The organism is Candidatus Pantoea bituminis (assembly GCF_018842675.1).
Classification (GTDB): Bacteria; Pseudomonadota; Gammaproteobacteria; order Enterobacterales; family Enterobacteriaceae; genus Pantoea; species Pantoea phytostimulans.
In genome coordinates this window covers 1,953,414-1,971,639 of the sequence record NZ_JAGTWO010000004.1, presented here as the reverse complement: position 1 = coordinate 1,971,639, position 18,226 = coordinate 1,953,414, and the positions used below count along the sequence as shown (strand labels likewise).

The 18,226-nt window shown below is 53.3% G+C and carries 12 protein-coding genes and 5 pseudogenes; 10 read left to right on the top strand and 7 right to left on the bottom strand.

From position 1 onward, the window contains the following. Position 1 precedes the first annotated feature (1 nt). The 9 genes and pseudogenes from KQP84_RS13015 (at position 2) to KQP84_RS12975 (ending at position 10,163) form a co-directional block, all read left to right on the top strand. Entirely contained in the window at positions 2–439 is a 438-nt protein-coding gene (locus KQP84_RS13015; RefSeq protein ID WP_215846854.1) for a PTS sugar transporter subunit IIA, read from the top strand. After that, the gene (locus KQP84_RS13010; RefSeq protein WP_215846853.1) at positions 436–1,077 is read left to right on the top strand and encodes a P-loop nucleotide/nucleoside kinase family protein; all 642 of its coding nucleotides are present in this window, start codon (positions 436–438) and stop codon (positions 1,075–1,077) included. Before KQP84_RS13015 ends, KQP84_RS13010 begins: the two co-directional genes overlap by 4 nt. Continuing rightward, positions 1,028–1,513, top strand: coding sequence for a thiol-disulfide oxidoreductase DCC family protein (locus KQP84_RS13005; RefSeq protein ID WP_215846852.1), 486 nt, complete (start codon positions 1,028–1,030; stop codon positions 1,511–1,513). Before KQP84_RS13010 ends, KQP84_RS13005 begins: the two co-directional genes overlap by 50 nt. A gap of 140 nt (positions 1,514–1,653) precedes the next feature. Continuing rightward, positions 1,654–2,447, top strand: a pseudogene (locus KQP84_RS13000) (SDR family NAD(P)-dependent oxidoreductase). A gap of 91 nt (positions 2,448–2,538) precedes the next feature. Then, the gene (locus KQP84_RS12995; protein WP_215846851.1) at positions 2,539–2,892 is read left to right on the top strand and encodes a hypothetical protein; all 354 of its coding nucleotides are present in this window, start codon (positions 2,539–2,541) and stop codon (positions 2,890–2,892) included. 45 nt (positions 2,893–2,937) lie between these two features. Continuing rightward, a complete protein-coding gene (locus KQP84_RS12990) occupies positions 2,938–4,938 on the top strand; it encodes a protein-disulfide reductase DsbD family protein (protein ID WP_215846850.1) in 2,001 nt (666 codons plus the stop codon). After that, positions 4,938–5,659: pseudogene (locus KQP84_RS12985) on the top strand (DsbA family protein). The gene KQP84_RS12990 and the pseudogene KQP84_RS12985 overlap by 1 nt, the downstream one beginning before the upstream one ends. After that, a complete protein-coding gene (locus KQP84_RS12980; RefSeq protein ID WP_215846849.1) occupies positions 5,656–6,156 on the top strand; it encodes a protein disulfide oxidoreductase in 501 nt (166 codons plus the stop codon). Before KQP84_RS12985 ends, KQP84_RS12980 begins: the two are co-directional and overlap by 4 nt. A gap of 903 nt (positions 6,157–7,059) precedes the next feature. Beyond that, positions 7,060–10,163 (top strand): annotated as a pseudogene (locus KQP84_RS12975) (efflux RND transporter permease subunit). A gap of 84 nt (positions 10,164–10,247) precedes the next feature. Here KQP84_RS12975 and KQP84_RS12970 read toward each other — a convergent pair. Next, positions 10,248–10,583, bottom strand: a complete 336-nt coding sequence (locus KQP84_RS12970; RefSeq protein WP_215846848.1) for a cupin domain-containing protein — start codon at positions 10,581–10,583, stop codon at positions 10,248–10,250. Between the two features lie 138 nt (positions 10,584–10,721). On the opposite strand from KQP84_RS12970, the gene KQP84_RS12965 reads away from it, so the two are divergent. Next, positions 10,722–11,360 carry an RpiB/LacA/LacB family sugar-phosphate isomerase gene (locus tag KQP84_RS12965; RefSeq protein WP_215846847.1) on the top strand — a complete coding sequence of 213 codons (639 nt, stop codon included), beginning with the start codon at positions 10,722–10,724 and terminating at the stop codon, positions 11,358–11,360. Positions 11,361–11,402: 42 nt separating this feature from the next. On the opposite strand, the gene KQP84_RS12960 is transcribed toward KQP84_RS12965, so the two are convergent. The 6 genes and pseudogenes from KQP84_RS12960 to KQP84_RS12935 all read right to left on the bottom strand — a co-directional run bounded on the left by KQP84_RS12960 (position 11,403) and on the right by KQP84_RS12935 (position 17,778). Continuing rightward, the gene (locus tag KQP84_RS12960; protein WP_215846846.1) at positions 11,403–12,167 is read right to left on the bottom strand and encodes an ABC transporter ATP-binding protein; all 765 of its coding nucleotides are present in this window, start codon (positions 12,165–12,167) and stop codon (positions 11,403–11,405) included. Positions 12,168–12,176: 9 nt separating this feature from the next. Then, the gene (locus tag KQP84_RS12955; protein ID WP_215846845.1) at positions 12,177–13,043 is read right to left on the bottom strand and encodes an ABC transporter ATP-binding protein; all 867 of its coding nucleotides are present in this window, start codon (positions 13,041–13,043) and stop codon (positions 12,177–12,179) included. Then, positions 13,015–13,918: pseudogene (locus tag KQP84_RS12950) on the bottom strand (ABC transporter permease). The gene KQP84_RS12955 and the pseudogene KQP84_RS12950 overlap by 29 nt, the downstream one beginning before the upstream one ends. Continuing rightward, positions 13,915–14,940, bottom strand: a complete 1,026-nt coding sequence (locus KQP84_RS12945) for an ABC transporter permease (RefSeq protein ID WP_215846844.1) — start codon at positions 14,938–14,940, stop codon at positions 13,915–13,917. Before KQP84_RS12945 ends, KQP84_RS12950 begins: the two are co-directional and overlap by 4 nt. After that, positions 14,937–16,463, bottom strand: coding sequence for an ABC transporter substrate-binding protein (locus KQP84_RS12940; RefSeq protein WP_370661499.1), 1,527 nt, complete (start codon positions 16,461–16,463; stop codon positions 14,937–14,939). Before KQP84_RS12940 ends, KQP84_RS12945 begins: the two co-directional genes overlap by 4 nt. 162 nt (positions 16,464–16,625) lie before the next feature. Further along, positions 16,626–17,778 (bottom strand): annotated as a pseudogene (locus KQP84_RS12935) (mandelate racemase family protein). Positions 17,779–18,226: the final 448 nt, after the last annotated feature.

Genomic DNA, 18,226 nt, shown 5'->3' with positions numbered 1-18,226 from the left:
AATGACGATTAAACAGTTATTGCAAGAGGCAGACGCGATTCAGGTCGGCATCGACGCCACGGATTGGCGTCAGGTTATCGCTATGGCGGCGCAACCGCTGGTCAGCGGAGGCTACGTCAAAGCCTCTTACCCGGAAGCGGTAATTGCCAACACCCTAACGCACGGCGCCTATTACGTATTTGAAGAGGGGATTGCGATTCCCCATGCCCGACCCGAAACCGGTGTGATCCGCGACTGTTTCAGTATGATTTTGCTCTCTGAGCCGATCTCATTTGAAGGCAGCGACAAAGCCGATATTGTCATTATGTTTGGCGCGCGCGACAGCAATGCGCATATCGAAGAGGGCATTCGCGCCATTGTATCGTTGCTGGAGGATGAGGATACGCTGGTTCGCTTACGTCAGGCCAGCAGCGTCGCGGAGGTCATCGCCATCTTATGACCCATGAAACTCCCCTAAAACGTGTGGTGCTGATAAACGGCATTCCTGCCTCGGGTAAAAGCACCTTAACCCGGCTGATGTCGCAGCAGTTTGGTTTGCCGGTGCTGACCCTCGACAGCGTGAAAGAGCCCTTTATGGCCAGCTTCGCGCCCGTGGATCGCCAGCGCAATCGGCAGCTGGGCTGCGCGGCCTATCAGGCGATTTGGCAAATAGTCGGTCAGGCACCTGCAGAGTGCATTTTTCTGATTGATGCCTGGTTTGGTTTTCAGCCTAAATCTGTGCTGGAACAGGGGTTGCAGCAGGCGGGCGTAAGCGAAGTGCTGGAGCTGTGGCTGCAAATTACCCCCGATGAAGCGGTGGCGCGCTATCAATCCAGACTCGCGCAACGTATGCCAGGCCATCCGGGCGCGGAATACTTACCTGAGCTGCGGCGGTTGGCGGAGCAAGCCCAGCCGATGGCGCTTGGGCCGGTATTACGCGTGGGTTCGCAAGAGGCCGATCAGCTACGCGCCGTTAAATGGTTGCGCCACCAACTTGCGACAACAGGCTACACTTTTCCTCTGAGTGAACGCGTGAAAGAGGATGATCATGTCACCACCGCCTTATCTGCAACCGGGCGAGAGCGTCGTGCTTTATGACGGCGTCTGTAAACTCTGTAATGGCTGGGTAAATTTCCTGCTGCGTCATCGTGTGGCGCGGCAGGTTCGTTTTGCTTCAGTGCAAAGTGAAGAGGGTAAAACCTTGTTGAAGTGGGCCGGTTTACCGCAAGAAAATGTCAGTACCATTGTCTATATTGCCGATCAACAGCATTGGCTGCGGGCGCAAGCGGTGTTTCGCGTTATGCAGAAAATGGCTGGGCCGTGGCGCTTTCTCAGCGTGCTGCGCCACTTTCCCGACAGCATCAGCAACTTCGCCTATGACCGCATCGCCCTCAATCGCTACAAGCTGTTTGGCCGCTACGACAGCCAGCATAGTCTTACACCCGACTATCCGGGCCGTTTTCTGCATCAAAAAGAAAAAGCGCTGAATAGGTTTGCTGACGGGGAATCGGTCCGCGTTTTCTGCTGCTGTTGAACGGGTCTTCAAAAGGCTCAACGTTTTGTAACCGGCCAGCAAGATAGGTTACAAAGCATGTTCGAACAATGCTGTTTTCTCTCTTTCAGCCAGGCTCTTACCAAGAAAATCGATTCTTTAGCCACTTACAGGAGTGCAGCATGAAAATAGATCTCAGCGGAAAAGTCGCCCTGGTGACCGCGTCAACGGGCGGCATTGGTTTTGCTATTGCACAAGGGTTAGCTGAATGCGGCGCAGAAATCGTGCTCAACGGACGCAGCGAGGCCACCCTCGCTCACGCGCAGCAGAAGCTGAATGCCGCCGTGCCGGGCGTGAAAATTCACAGTGCCATTGCCGATCTCGGCAGCGCGCAAGGCGTGGACACGCTTCTGAAAGGCTTGCCGGAGATCGATATTTTGGTCAATAACGCGGGCATTTACGGGCAAAAAGATTTCTATGACATCGATGACGCGCTTTGGGAACAATACTGGCAAACCAACGTCATGTCTGGCGTGCGTTTATCGCGTGCTTTATTGCCTCACATGGTCGAAAAAGGCTGGGGCCGCGTGGTGTTTATCTCTTCTGAATCAGCACGTAATATTCCAGCAGACATGGTGCATTACGGAGTGAGCAAAACCGCGCAGCTTGCGCTGGCGCGCGGTTTGGCTAAATTTGTGGCGGGATCGGGCGTCACCGTGAACAGCGTTTTACCGGGACCAACGCTGTCAGACGGCTTCGCCAGCATGATGGAAGATGAAATAAAACGCACCGGTAAATCACTCGAAACGCTGGCGAAAGAGTTTGTCATGGCGCAACGGCCTAGCTCGGTCATTCAGCGCGCTGCCTCGGTAGAAGAGGTGGCAAACATGGTGGTTTATGTCTGTTCACCTTTGTCATCGGCGACCTCGGGTGCAGCACTCCGCGTAGATGGGGAGTGGTTGACGATATCGTCTGATGACGTTAACTCGACAAAATTTTACACAGCGACGGGTTGTGCTTAGGGTCAGAATGCATACCATAAGCACACTTTTCTTTTGGACCCGATCATGAAGATTTCGCAACAGCGCGCAAAATGGATTTTAATGGTGGCTTGCCTGCTGCTGGCGCTTTGCGTGGTTGAAAGAACGGTGCAGCGCGTGGTGAATCCACCTGTACCTGCTCAGCCAACTCTCTCCACTTCGCAGACGAATGAAAGCCTGGTGGGCGAAAGCCGTTGCGCGCTCAGTGCAAAATCTTTGCCTGGCCATACGCCGCTACTCGATCTCGCCTTGCCTGTTTTACTGATGCTGTGGGTAATGTCCCATGCTATTACGCTGCCGATTTTGCGCAGTGCACTTACACTTTCTTCTCCGCTAGCGCCTCGACGGCGACATCTGACTTTCTGCGTTTTCCGACTGTGATACGCGCGCTTATCCCGCGTTAATTCACTTTTTTCGGAGAACATCATGACTATTTTTATCAGAAGCTTGCTACTGCTGCTGGCGGTGAGTTTGCCCGCGGTGCATGCGGCAGACAGTGGCTGGCTGCGTGATGCGCAGAACTCGCATGCAGAAGTACGGCTGCGCAGCGCGCCACACGACAATACGCAACAGGTGCTACTGGATATTCGGCTGCAACCGGGCTGGAAAACTTACTGGCGTACGCCAGGCGAAGGCGGTGTTGCGCCAACTATTCACTGGCAGCAATCCACCCTTCAAAGCCGCTGGTATTGGCCAACACCCGCCCGCTTTGATGTCTCAGGACTGACCACCCAGGGTTATCACGGCGATGTTAGTTTGCCGCTAGCAATCAGTAATCTGCAAGGCAACCGCCTGGCGGGGACGCTCACGTTATCTACCTGTTCCAACGTCTGTATCCTCACTGACTACGCTTTTTCACTGGATCTCACGCAGCCCGCTCAGAGAGAGTTTGCCACTGACTATGCCCGCGCGATGGGCCAGGTTCCCGTGTCATCGGGATTGACCGACAAGCTGCAAGCCCATTACGTCGCGAATGAAGTGCAAATCCGTGCCGAGCGTCAAGCAGGATGGCAACAGCCTGAACTGTTTTTTGATAATCCTGCCGGCGCGATGATGGGTAAACCGATCATCAACGTTGATGGCACGGTGTTGGAGGCGCGAGTACCGGTCAGCGATGAGTGGGGCGATAACGCGCCGGAGTTGGTCGGTGAAACCGTGTCACTGGTGATTGCCGACGGCGGGATTGCTCAGCAGAGCGAAACGATACTGGGCCAACACGCGCTGTTGTCGTCAGACAGAAACCACTTTTTAGTGATCGCCTTGATGGCGCTGTTGGGTGGATTGATCCTCAATCTCATGCCCTGTGTGTTGCCGGTGTTAGCGATCAAGCTCAGCGGGCTGGTGCAGCAGCAGTCGCAGAGCCGCGCTCAGACGCGGAAGCAATTTCTGGCTTCCAGCGCCGGTATTATCGCCTCGTTTTTACTGCTGGCGCTGCTAATGAGCGGGCTGCGATTAAGTGGCCAGGCGCTGGGGTGGGGCATTCAGTTTCAAAGCCCTGGCTTCTTGATCCTCATGGTGTTGGTCACGTTTTTATTCAGCGCAAGCCTGTTTGATCTGCTGCATTTACGGCTGCCATCCTCGCTGAATACCCGTCTGGCGACGCACGGTAACAACGGCTTGCTGGGGCATTTTACCCAAGGCGCGTTTGCCACTTTGCTGGCAACGCCGTGCAGCGCACCTTTTCTGGGCACCGCGCTGGCCTACGCCTTGACCGCGCCGCTGCCACAGCTCTGGCTGCTGTTTTTCTTTCTCGGCGTTGGCATGAGTTTGCCTTGGCTGGCGGTGGCGGCGTTGCCCGGCGTGGCGCGATGTTTGCCGCGTCCGGGACGTTGGATGGTGCATCTGCGCAGTGTACTGGCATTGATGATGTTGATGGCTTGCTTCTGGCTGCTCAGCTTGTTGATGGGCCACTGGGGACGCAACGCGGTAATGCTAACAGCCGCTGGGTTGATGCTACTGCTGGTCGGCTGGCTCATTAAGTGTGGGGCGCTGCACAAGGCGATTGCGCTGTTTTTCACTGTGACGCTGGCGGCGGCCTGGTTGTTAATCACCCGCGTTCCGTCTGAACACGATGCACTAAACTGGCAGCCATTAAGTGAAGAGGCGATTGCCGCTGCGCAGGCCAATCACCAGCGGGTATTTATCGACGTTACGGCCGACTGGTGCATTACCTGCAAAGTGAACAAATCGCGCGTGCTGTCAGATGCCAAGGTGCGCGACGCGTTGAGTGCCGAAGATATCGTGCTGCTGCGTGGCGACTGGACGCATGCCGATCCACTGATCGGGCAATTCCTGCAACGTCGCGGCAGTGTCGCGGTGCCGTTTAATCAAATTTATGGCCCGGCATTACCGCAAGGCCACATTTTATCGCCGTTGCTTTCGCGGGATGCGGTGATCTCTACGTTAAAAAATGCCAAGGAAGAATAATGAAAAAGTTTCTGTTACTGACGTTGATGTTGAGCACGGTCTCAGCTTTTGCCGCTGCGCCCTTTACCCCGGAACAAGAAGCCCGCATCAAAGAACTGATCCGTGAAACACTGGTGCAGAATCCAGCGATTCTGGCTGAAGCTGCCGATGCTTTTGATAAGCAGGCCGCGCATGCTCAACAGGATAGTGTGAAGCAGATGATCGTGAAAAATCATGACCTGATTTATAACGACGCCGGTTCGCCGCGTGTGGGGCCTGAGAAAGCCGCGTTGACGCTGGTTTATTTCACCGATTACAACTGCGTTTTTTGTAAAAAATTTGAAGCAGATATTGAGCGCGTCATGAAAAAATATCCGCAAGTGGCGGTGATCTTCAAACCGCTGCCGTATCGCTCCGAAACCTCACTCAGTTCAGCACGACTGGCGCTGACAGTATGGGAGCAGCAGCCGAAAAACTTCTTGTCGCTGCATGAGCGATTAATGGCGAAAAAAGGCAACCACGATGAAGCCAGCATTAAAGCCGCACTGAAAAAACGGGCATTACCTTGCAGGAGCCGAGCAAAACGAGTCTTGATACCATCAACACGAATCTGACCTTAGCGCAGCAGTTGGGTGTACAAGGCACACCCGCCACGCTGGTAGGCGATTACATGATCAGTGGGGCGGTACCCTACGAGCAGCTAGAAACGGCGGTGAAGGCGGCACTAAAGGCGGCCAAATGATGCGATTCAAGCGTTGGCTGCGAGAAGGCGTCTGGTTATTGTTGATTGCTGCCGTTGCTCTGTGGGGCGTTGATCGCTTGCGCGCACCGGCTTTACCGGATGATTTAGCCACGTTGGTGGTGAAAGATATGCAGGGGAATCCGCTTTCTTTGGCGGAACTCAGCGAATCACAGCCATTGCTGATTTACGTCTGGGCCAGCTGGTGCGGTATTTGCAGACTGACCACCCCCAGCGTTGCAAAGATGATCGCCAACGGTGAGACGGTGTTAAATGTGGCGCTGCGTTCAGGTGACAACGCACGCGTGCAGCAGTGGATGAGTAAGAAGGGGCTTAACGGGCCAGGCATTAATGATGAAAAAGGAGAGCTGACGCAGCATTGGGATATTGCGGCAACGCCGACTTTTATCGTGCTGCATAAAGGTAAAGTGACCAGCAGCACCAGCGGCTGGACCAGTCGCTGGGGGCTTGAATTCCGATTGTGGTTAGCTCATTTTTAAATCAATACGTTATTTGTATGCGTTAACGGCCTGTTTTTAGTCGAATAGTCCAAAAATAGTGCCAGCCCCTTAAACTTTCATCGTGCATATATGACAAAAAGTGGCTGGCGCAGGACACATGTTCTCGTCGTTGAATAACAGCAACATAGCGCGTTTAAAGAATTAAATTTTTGACACTGAATATATAAACATGTCTTTAAAAACAGTGTTGACACTGTTAAAAAAAGCGGTAAATTAGAACTCAACGGAGAGAGAAAATATATTTCCGTTACATCAAGTCCAGAAAGTTTGATGTGGGCTATACTGTAAGAGTACGTTGAAAAGTTCCTGAAGTTGTAGTAAATCGCGATGATGTAAGGCCATGTTTTTTAAGTTATTTACGTTACGGCAGGGTGGGTTTGTTGATTCATAAGCCGTAATGAAAGTAAGGCAACGCATCAAAGAGTATATATCGCGATGGGGTGTGCAAGTTTAGCCGGGCCTGACATGACTTTGCCTCTAAAAAAGCCTATCAGGTGGTTTAAAACCGTTAATAATAATGACGTTTGATTCTGAGGAGCCATTATTATCTGTGAAAACTTGTTCATAAAGCAGTATTGAAAGTAGTAAGTCTCTATTAAGTTAATTAATGTTAAATGTTGAAAAAGTAGTACCCTAAAAGCCCTGGCTATCACAGTCAGGGCTTTTATCATTTCTACGGCCAAAACGGCATTTTTTCTCTTAACAACCCCTTGAAAACACATCCAAAGCCAGCGTCATTCCACGATACGCCAGGCATAGCGCCTTTCTGTTCAGTAATGAATCGTAAACAATGCCGCGCTAATTTCATAATGCTATAGCCTTAATCAGCCTGCAGGAGTGTAGGTATCGTTTCCGCCTGATAAAAAGGAAGAGGCCCACTGAATGTTTTCCCGCTTTTTTATTTATCGCCCGGTGTTTGCCTGGGTGATAGCTATCTTGATTATGCTGCTCGGCGCGCTTTCCATTACCCTGTTGCCCGTAGAACAATACCCTGACGTCGCACCGCCTGCGGTCAACATCAGCGCAACCTATACCGGTGCATCGGCCGAGACGCTAGAAAACAGCGTTACCCAAGTCATTGAGCAGCAGCTGACCGGGCTGGATAATTTGCTTTACTTCACTTCCAGCAGCAGTTCACAGGGCAACGTTTCGGTGACTGTCACGTTCAGCCAGGGAACCGATCCAGACACTGCGCAGGTTCAGGTGCAAAATAAGGTGCAGCAGGCACTGACTCGATTACCCAGCGAAGTCCAGCAACTGGGCGTGACCGTGACGAAATCGCAGTCAAACTTTTTGCTGGTGATGGGGCTGTATGACACCACCGGGAAAAGCAACAGCACCGACATTGGGGATTGGCTGGTCAGCAACATGCAGGAGCCGTTGGCAAGGACAGAAGGCGTGGGGGATATTCAGGTGTTTGGCGGGCAATATGCCATGCGAATCTGGCTTGATCCTTTCAAACTCAATGCCTATTCACTGCAACCCTCGGATGTTTCCACGGCTATTCGCGCGCAGAATATTCAGGTCTCCGCCGGGAAAATCGGTGGGCTTCCTTCTCCAGATAATCAACAACTTACAGCAACCGTCAGGGCGCAGTCGCGTCTTCAAACGCCTGAACAGTTCCGACATATCATCGTAAAAAGTGACAGAAATGGTGCGATTGTTCGTGTCGGCGATGTGGCTCGCGTCGAGTTGGGCGGTGAAACTTACGATATGACCACGCGTCTCAACGGACATCCGGCTGCGGGTATCGGTGTGATGCTGGCACCGGGCGCGAATGCACTTGATACCGCCACGCTGGTTAAGCAGAAAGTCGAAGAGTATCGACATTCCATGCCTGCCGGGTATGAAGTGGCATACGCGCTGGACAGTACCGACTTCATTAAAATTTCCGTAGAGGATGTGGTGATTACGCTGATTGAAGCTATCGTGCTGGTCGTCGTCGTCATGTACCTGTTTTTGCAAAATATTCGCGCAACCATTATTCCTGCGTTGGCAGTGCCCGTGGTGTTATTGGGGACGTTCGGCGTGTTGGCGCTGTGCGGTTATACCATCAACACGTTGACGCTGTTTGCCATGGTACTGGCCATCGGCTTGCTGGTAGATGATGCCATTGTGGTGGTCGAAAACGTCGAACGCATCATGCATGACGAAGGTTTGCCTGCCAGAGAAGCAACAGAAAAATCGATGAAAGAGATCTCCGGCGCATTGATTGCTATCGCACTGGTGCTATCGGCGGTGTTTCTGCCCATGGCTTTTTTCGCCGGTTCAACAGGCGTAATTTATCGTCAATTTTCTGTCACCATTATTGCCGCAATGACTTTTTCCGTGCTGGTGGCATTGACGTTAACGCCAGCGTTGTGCGGCATGTTGCTTAAACCTGGCAAGCCGCATCAAAAAGGATTTTTTGGTGGTTTTAACCGCTTTTATGCAGCAACCGAGCGTAAATATCGCCATAAAGTCGTGAGTACGCTGCGTCGGCCGCTGATCATGATCTCGCTGTACAGCGCGATGGGATTGGTGCTGTTTTTTATGTTTACCCGCCTTCCGGGCAGTTTTCTACCGACAGAAGATCAGGGCAGCATCATGCTACAGGCAACGCTGCCAGCCGGGGCAACAGCCAGCCGAACGGAAGCGGTTAATAAGCAGATTGTTGACTGGTTTCTCACCCAAGAAAAAGAGAATATCGATGTGGTATTCACTATCAACGGCTTTAACTTCAGCGGCGCGGCGCAAAACGCCGGTATGGCATTTATCAAGCTTAAAAACTGGGATCAGCGTGAGGGACGTGAAAACTCAGCGGAGGCGATAGCCGGGCGCGCTACCTATGCGCTTTCCTCAATCCGTGATGCGCAAATCTTCGCGCTGACGCCACCGTCCGTGCCAGGTTTGGGACAGAACAACGGCTTTACCTATGAACTGCTCGCCAGCGGCGGTACCACGCGCAGCGAACTGGAAAACCTGCGCGATCAGTTGTTGCAGCAGGCCACGCAAAGCCCGGCACTCTCCGCGGTGCGGGCAAATATTCTGCCGCAAATGCCACAGCTGCAAATCGATATTGATACCAACAAAGCGGTGGCGCTGGGTCTGCAGCTGGATGACATCACCGATACGTTAACCAGCGCGTGGGGTGGCGCGTATATCAATGATTTTATCGATCGTGGTCGCGTCAAACGCGTTTACATTCAAGGTGATGGTCAGTATCGATCGGCGCCTAACGATCTGGACAAATGGTTTATCCGCAACAGCGAAGGCGGCATGACGCCTTTCTCTGCTTTTGCGTCAACGCGCTGGACTATGGGACCGGAAAGCCTGAACCGCTATAACGGTTCTGCCGCGTTTGAAATTCAGGGCCAAAATGCTGAGGGATACAGCTCGGGAGATGCGATGGCGACCATGGAGCGGCTGGCTAACGCGCTGCCTGCGGGAACAACCGGGGCATGGAGTGGACTCTCATTGCAGGAAAAGCAGGCGGGGGGCAATCGACCGCGCTGTATGCCATCTCCATTTTGGTGGTGTTTCTCTGCTTAGCGGCGCTGTATGAGAGTTGGTCTGTGCCGTTTTCTGTGTTACTTGCCGTGCCGCTGGGTGTGCTTGGCACGGTGATAGCCGTGGCGCTACGCGGATTAAGCAACGACATCTACTTCCAGGTCGCTTTGTTAACCACGGTTGGGCTGACCTCGAAGAATGCGATATTGATTATTGAGTTCGCAGAAGATGCTGTACGGCAAGGACGCTCACTGAGTTCAGCCGCGCTACAGGCTGCCCGAACGCGTCTGCGCCCGATCATGATGACCTCGCTGGCCTTTATTGCCGGTGTGGTGCCGCTTGCGATTGCGACAGGTGCGGGCGCAAACAGCCGCATTGCGATAGGCACCGGGATTATCGGCGGGACGTTAGCCGGTACAGTACTGGCGCTGTTCTTCGTCCCGCTGTTTTTTGTCTTGGTTAAACGCTATCTCACCCGGCATGGATCCGCTAAATAAATCGCTGAAACCTCAAGCCTGTACGAGCATGTGCAGGCTTAAGGTGCGGCAAACAGTCAGATGATTAAACAGCAAAAGCGCGATTTACTGCGTATTGGCGGTCAAAAAATCTTCGCGCTGCGGCGTGAAGGTGTCCAGGAGCGTTCCCGCTTCCAGACAGACACAGCCGTGCACCACGTTGGGTGCTTTATACAAAGTATCGCCCGCAGCGACTTCCTGCGTGACACCCCCAATCGTAAAGGCGAAACGTCCGCTTAACACATACGTTAACTGCTCATGTGGATGATGGTGTAAAGGACCAACCGCATCCTTTTCAAAGATTACTTCAACAGCCATCATGCCGCCGCCGTGAGCCAAAAGGCGACGCATAACGCCATTGCCTAAATCTTCAAGCGGGCGGTCTTGTTTATAGATAAACATGTGAACTCCTGATGTTGGTCGGGCATGCGGTGGTCGTTTTGTGACAGCACTCACAGCGATGGGGTGATTTAACCCATGCACTTTAGCGTTTTTTTATTAAAATGAAACGGTGTTTCAATTAAATGCTAAGGGTAGATCATGAAAATTGCGTTAATGATGGAAAATAGCCAGGCGGCTAAAAACGCCACCGTAGTGAAAGAACTGGAAGGCGTTGCTCAGCCATTGGGCCATCAGGTTTTTAACGTCGGGATGAGCGACGAGCAAGATCATCATCTGACCTACATTCACCTCGGCATTCAAGCCAGCGTGCTGCTTAACAGCCAGGCGGTGGATTTTGTGGTAGCGGGTTGCGGCACCGGACAAGGCGCACTGATGTCGCTGAATATTCATCCGGGTGTGGTCTGTGGCTACTGTATCGATCCTGCGGACGCTTATCTTTTTGCGCAAATTAACAACGGTAATGCGCTGTCGCTGCCGTTTGCCAAAGGCTTTGGCTGGGGTGCGGAACTTAACCTGCGCTTTATCTTTGAGAAAGCCTTTACCGGCGAAAAAGGGCTGGGCTATCCACCTGAGCGTAAAGAGCCACAGGTGCGTAACGCTGGCTTGCTGAATCAGGTTAAAGCGGCAGTGATTAAAGAGAACTATCTGGATACGCTGCGCGCTATCGATCCTGAACTGGTGCGCACCGCAGTGAGCGGCCCACGTTTCCAACATTGCCTGTTCGAGCACGGACAAAATCAGGAAATCATCAGCTTCGTACGCCAGCTGACGCAGTAAATTAGCGACGAAGTGAAAGGGCGGCTCAGGCCGCCCGTTTTTTTATTCCTGTTCCGCCAGCGCCGGATTGTAATGACGACTCGCGTCCACCAGCATCCGCGTGTAGGGCATGGTCGCCCGATCGGCGACTAGCGTGTCAACATCCAGCGTTTCCAGCACTTTGCCATGCTGCATCACCGCCACACGATGGCAGATATGCGCCACCACGCCTAAATCATGCGTCACCATCAAATAGGTCAGATTACCTTGCTGTTGCAGGTCGCTGAGCAGGTTGAGAATTTCTGCCTGCACCGAGACATCCAGCGCGGAGGTTGGCTCATCCAGCAGCAGCACGCGCGGCTCAAGAATCAGGGCGCGGGCAATGGCCACGCGCTGACGCTGACCGCCAGAAAGCTGGTGCGGATAACGCGTCTGAAAAGCGCGGTTTAATCCCACTTTCTCCAACATGCTGATCACCCGCTGTTGCCGCTGCCCGATGCCGTGAATCTGCAAGGGCTCTTCCAAAATATCGCCAATGGTATGACGCGGATGCAGCGAGCCGTAAGGATCCTGAAACACCATCTGCACCAGGCGGCAGCGCGTGTGATCGATTCGATGATCAAGAGGCTTTGCGTTAATCGTTAATTCGCCTTGCCAGTGATTAAACAGGCCCGCCAGACATTTCAGCACGGTGGTTTTGCCAGAGCCCGATTCACCCACCAGGCCAAAAATCTCACCCTCTTTCACACTGAGATTAACGTCGTACAGCACCTGATTACGCGCGCCATCTTCGCCAAAGCTCAGGTTGAGATTGTTAACAGTAATCATCTTGACTCCTTACCCGTTCATCCAGCTAACGTGACGTTGTAACACCGGCAGGCGCGCACGGCGATGATCGATATCTGGCAAAGCGGCGAGTAAACCTTGGGTGTAAGGATGTTGCGCTTGATCCAGCTCGCTGGCGGCCAGCGATTCCACCACCCGTCCGGCGTACATCACCAGGACGCGATCGCAGAAGCTGCGCACCAGATTGATATCGTGACTGATAAAAATCAGTCCTAAACCGCGTGCTTTTACCAAGTCGTCAAGCAGCGCCAATACCTGCAATCGCACCGATACATCCAGCGCTGAAGTCGGTTCATCGGCAATCACCAGTTCAGGCTCGGTAATCAGCATCATGGCAATCATCACGCGCTGGCCTTGTCCGCCGGAGATTTCGTGCGGATAGAGTTGGTAAACACGCTCAGGATCGCGGATGCGCACTACCTCCAACATCTCCAGCGCCCGCTGACGGGCGGCGGCATGTTGTCCGCGATGGTGGCTGCGCCAGGCTTCAGCGATCTGATCGCCGACGCGGATCACTGGATTAAGCGAATATTTTGGGTCCTGCATGATCATCGAGATGCGTTTACCGCGTACGGCACGCATTTGTGCCGGGCTGGCGCGCAGCAGATCGATATCGCCGAATTGCATGAGGCTGGCTTCAATGCGGGCTTTCGCGGGGTGCAGTTGCAGCAGCGCACGGCCCACGGTGGATTTGCCGGAACCCGATTCACCCACAATCGCCAGCTTTTCCTGTCCAAGTTGAAAGGAGACGCCCCGCACTGCGGCGGTAGTCTGGCGTCCGTTGACAAAGTTAACGTGCAAATCACGCACGTCGAGCAACGGCGAAGCGTTACTCACTGCGGGGATCGAGCAGGTCACGTAGGCCATCTCCTAAAAGTTAAACGCCAGGCTGTTAATCAGAATCGCTAAACCCGGAACGGTCACTACCCACCAACACTCCAACATGTAGGTGCGGCCGCTGGCGATCATCGCGCCCCATTCAGGATCGGGTGGCTGTGCGCCAAGGCCGAGGAAACCCAGCCCAGCAGCAGTCAGAATGATACCCGCCATGTTCATGGTGATGCGGATAATCACCGAGGGCAGACACAGCGGCACGATGTGTTTCCACAGCACGCGCAGCGGAGAAGCACCTTGTAGCCGCACCGCAGAGATAAAGTCAGCCTGACGCAGCGACAGCGTTTCAGCGCGTGCCAGACGTGCAATGGGTGGCCAGGCTGTCAGCGTAATCGCAATGACCACATGTTCCAGGCCGGGACCTAGCGCCGCCACGAACGCCAGCGCCAATACCAGACTGGGAAAAGAGATAAAAATGTCGGTCACGCGCATCAGCACGCTGTCGACCTTGCCGCCAAAGTAGCCAGCCGTCACGCCCAGCAGCAGCCCGAGCGGTCCAACAGTAATTGACACCAGCAACACGATGTAGAGCGTGATGCGTGCCCCCAAACTAACCGGCTAAAGATGTCGCGACCAAATTCGTCGGTGCCGAACCAATGCTCGGCGCTGGGCGGCGTTAACGCATTATTTAAATCCTGAATCAGCGGGTGATAAGGCGCAATCCAGGGTGCGAACAGCGCCACAATGCACAGCACCAGCACAATGCCGCCGCCAATCGCCGTCAGCGGATTGCAGGCCATGCGCCAGAGAAAATGAGCGGTACGCGCAGCAAAGCGTTGGCAGCGCGCCAGCTTTTCCCGCGTCGCGCTGACATGAGGCGTGTCGTAGGAGATCGTCATACTTTGGTCCTCGGATCAAATACCTGATAAAGCAGGTCAGAGAGCAGGTTAAGCATCACAAAAATTAGGCCGACCACCAGCACGCAGCCCATCACCGCATTCATGTCGCCTAGCATCAAGCTGCCGGTCAGGTAAGAACCAAAACCGGGCCATGAAAACACCGTTTCAATTAATACCGCGCCTTCCAGCAGGGAACCGTAGGCGAGGGCGACCACCGTGAGCAGCTGAACCAGAATGTTGCGGAAGGCGTGCTGCCAGATCACCTGCCATTCCGTTAATCCTTTGACGCGGGCAGTAAGAATGAACTCTTGCGACAGTTGCGCGAGCATAAAGCTGCGCGTCATGCGGCTGATGTAGGCCAGCGAATGAAAACCCAGCAGCGAAGCGGGTAACACCAAATGATTGAGCGCATTCCAAAACACCTGGCTGTTGCCCGCTATAAGCGCATCTATCAGCATGAAACCGGTACGGCGCGGCACAATGCCGTCAAGACTGAAATCAACCCGACCCGCGCCGCCTACCCAACCCAGATGCGCATAGAACAGCAGCAAACCAATCATTCCCACCCAGAAAATCGGCGTGGAATAACCCGCCAGACTGATCACACGTACGACGTAATCGATCACGCTGTTGCGTCGAGCCGCTGCCAGCACACCCAACGGCACACCTAATCCGGCGCCAATAACAATCGCCAACGTGGCCAGTTCAACGGTGGCGGGAAACACCCGCAGGATATCGTTGACCACCGGTTGGCCGGTAAGCAGCGCATGACCTAAATCGCCATGCAACAGCGCGTTAAGGTAGATACCGAACTGCACCCACAAAGGTTTGTCGAAGCCGAGTTGCTGATAAACTTGCTGATAAGTGGCGTTGTCAGCGTCGGGTCCAACAATCGCTAATACGGGATCCAGCGGCATCACGCGGCCAATGAAAAAAGTCAGCAGCAGCAGGCCAAACAGCGTAATAAGCACCTGTACGCCACGTTTGCTGATGCGGCGAACCTGGTTTTGAGTCAGCGTCATGGGCGGCCTCCCGCTAAGGTATCCGGCGTTTTCCATACGTCGCGCAAGAAAGTGGTGGCCGATGGATGCGGCTGATAATCCTGCACACGGTTATTGACCACCACCGAATCCACCATTTGTGATATCGGCATCAAGGCCGGCACCAGTTGGTCATATCGGCGTTGAATCGCGAAATATTCTTGCTGCTGTTTGGTGCTGTCGCGCTCGACCAGCGCCTGATCAATCATGCTATTGAGCTGAGCATCGTAGAAACCGGTGCGCCAGCCCTGAAAATTGGTCAGGCGTGCGCTGTCGGCATTGTTTGGGTTATAGACCAGCGAACGCAGGCTGGAGTGAGGATGAGGTTCAACGCCGCTGCCGCCACGGCCCACCAGCAAGTTAAACTGGCGATCGCGCATTGCGCCGTAGATCTGATTACCGGTGCCAGTGACAATTTTGGCGCGGATGCCGCCTTGCAGCAGCGTGGACTGTATCGCGATAGCGATGTTCAGAAAGGGTTGGTCAGCTAATACGCGCAGCGTAGTGTCAAATCCATTGGGATAACCTGCTTCAGCCAGCAACGCTTTGGCGCGTGCAACATCCAGTTTGTAACCAGGATCAGGCAAGGTGGCAGGCATATTTGCCTGAATCGGGCGCTGATGCAACACGCCATATCCGGTCATCAAGCTTTTATTAATTCCCTGATAATCCACCAGATACCGTACCGCTTCACGCACTTTGACATCCGCGAAGTGGTCATCTTTCATGCTCATCGCCAGATAGTAAATAGTGCCTTTCTGTACCGCGTCGATAGCCAGGTCGGGATCGTTACGCAGGGCGCGTACGTCGGGAATCGCCATGTTGCTGGCAATATCCAGATCGCCTTTTTGCATCATCAAACGCAGGGTTTGTGACTCTTGTAAATGGCGAAATACCACGCGTGACATTTTTGCCTCGCCGCGCCAGTAATGGTCTGCTCGGCTCATGCGCAGCACATCTTTGGCCTGCCAGACATCAAGGCGGAAGGGACCTGAACCCGCTTCGTTGGTGGTTAACCAGCGGTTGCCCCAATCGCCTTTCACTTCATGTGATTTCACCGTTTTGCTGTCCAGCACCACCATGCTGCCCAACGCCGCCAGCGAATAGATCACCAGCTTGGGATCATTGGGTTTCGGCAGGGTCATCACCACGGTGCGTGCATCGGGTGCGGTGATCATCTGATCCACATTTTCTTTCGTGAAACCATACGATTTCCACACCGATGCTTGCGCAAGATTCAGGTGCAGCACACGACGCATTGACCAAATCACATCGTCACTGCTCAATGCATTGCCGGAATGGAAGGTGACACCGTCACGAAGGTGAAAGGTGAGCTGCTTGTTATCCGGGCTGATCTCCCAACGTTCCGCCAATGCAGGGCGCACGTTGGTCAGTTGTTTAGGATCGAGTTCAACCAAGCCGTCATACAGATTCACCACAATACCCACCACTTCATTACCGGTCATGGCGGCGGGATCCAGCGTGAGCAAGTTATTCATGTTCATGCCAACGATCAGCTGATCGTCAGGCGTTTTCGCCTGTAACGACGCGCTGCCCGCCAGCAGCAGCAGCGTGACAAGCCACGCGCCGCAGCGGTTGTAGAGTTTCATAATGTCAGTCCAGCAGGTCAGAGGTTATTATTGTTTGCCGTACTTGGTTATGGCGATTTACCAGCGTTCGAGCGTATGGGTTTCTATCCAGCTAAAGTTAATGTCTTCTCCTAATCCAGCGCGGGTTGGCAAATGCACAAAACCCTGGTCATCCATCGGATCGACCAGGCTGTTGAGATAGGCAGGAGGCTGTTCGTAATCAAGGAAAGGGTGTAACAGGCCGCGTTCATACCAGCGGCAATTGCGGATCGCGCCGACCACCGCAATGCTGGCTGCGCCATTGCCATGGACTTCGCAATCCATACCAAAGGCTTCTGCGAGGCTGGCAACTTTCATGGTCGCTGAGATTCCCCTACGCCATTGGCACCCGCACGCAAAATGTCGCAGGCGCCTGCTCGCACCCAATCAGCACGGCTGTGATGTTTACCGCCAAGGCTTTCCGGTCCCAGCACATCAATAGACAGGTTTTCAGCCAGCCAGGCGTAAGAGGCCATGCTCTCTTCTTCCATCGGCTCTTCAAACCAGCTGAAATTTAACTTTTCTAACGCTCGGCCGATGGTCAGCGCTTCGCTGCGGCTGTACCAGTGATAACCGTCCAGCATTAGCGCAATATCGGGACCTACCGCTTCGCGTACCGCCGCACAGGCTTTAATATCCATGGCCGTGCTGGGCGCAAACGAAACGGGCGGCATCCAGGTGTGGAGCTTGATCGCTTTGTAGCCGCGCTGTACCAGCTTTTCAGCAAAGCGCGCATATTCATCAGGAGTTGATAATCCCCCTCCAGTTCATCACCACACATGGTGCTGCCGTAGGCGGGAATCTTCTCGCGATAGCCGCCCAGCAATTTGTGCACCGGCTGCTGCAGTTTGCGACCAATTAAATCCCACATCGCTTGTTCAACGGCAGAAAGCGCGCGTTCGGTGAGCTGATGTGCACTTCCGCGTTGCCAGTGCACCAGATCTTGCCACAAACGTTCGCGGTCAAAGGCGTTTTGCCCAATCAGCACTTTGCGAAAAAAGGCATTCACCACATGTGAACGCACCACTTCGGCAGGTGCAAAGGCATAGCCGCAATCCCCTTCATCACTGGTGATCGTTAATAACGCCATTTGCGCATCTGTTTCGGGGCCGGGATGAGAGTGGCCGGCGCTGTCTGAGCGGCGCTGAGTAGGATAAGTAAAAAGGGTGACATCGATTGCGCTGATCTTCACGGTTAAGCTCCTGTAGCTGATCGTTTGGCGTAATAAATAAAACGCCGTTTCATTTTTATAATCTAGCCTTCACATTTTATTAACGCATTAGCCAAAACAAGAACATTGCTGACTAATATGTGTGCAGTTGCCTAAGGCGTTGTGAACACATTCACGAAAGCGCGGCGTTTTGTGAGCCAGGACACGCAGAGATAGGGTTTAAGCAGATTGGGCAGTGATACTTTTCAGCGTATTTTCCCCAGTTAATTCAAAAATTAACGCCTGTTAGCGAAGCGTTAATAATCTCTATTTTTTCCTGTCATTATTTAAAGTGCTATTTACGAAGCTGATCACTTTTACCGCTGCGTATTTATGGGCGGAGATTTTAATAGGATTAAATAAATAATAAATTTTAATAAAATATATTATTAATATAAAAATCAATAATTTATTTCCGTAAAATATAAGC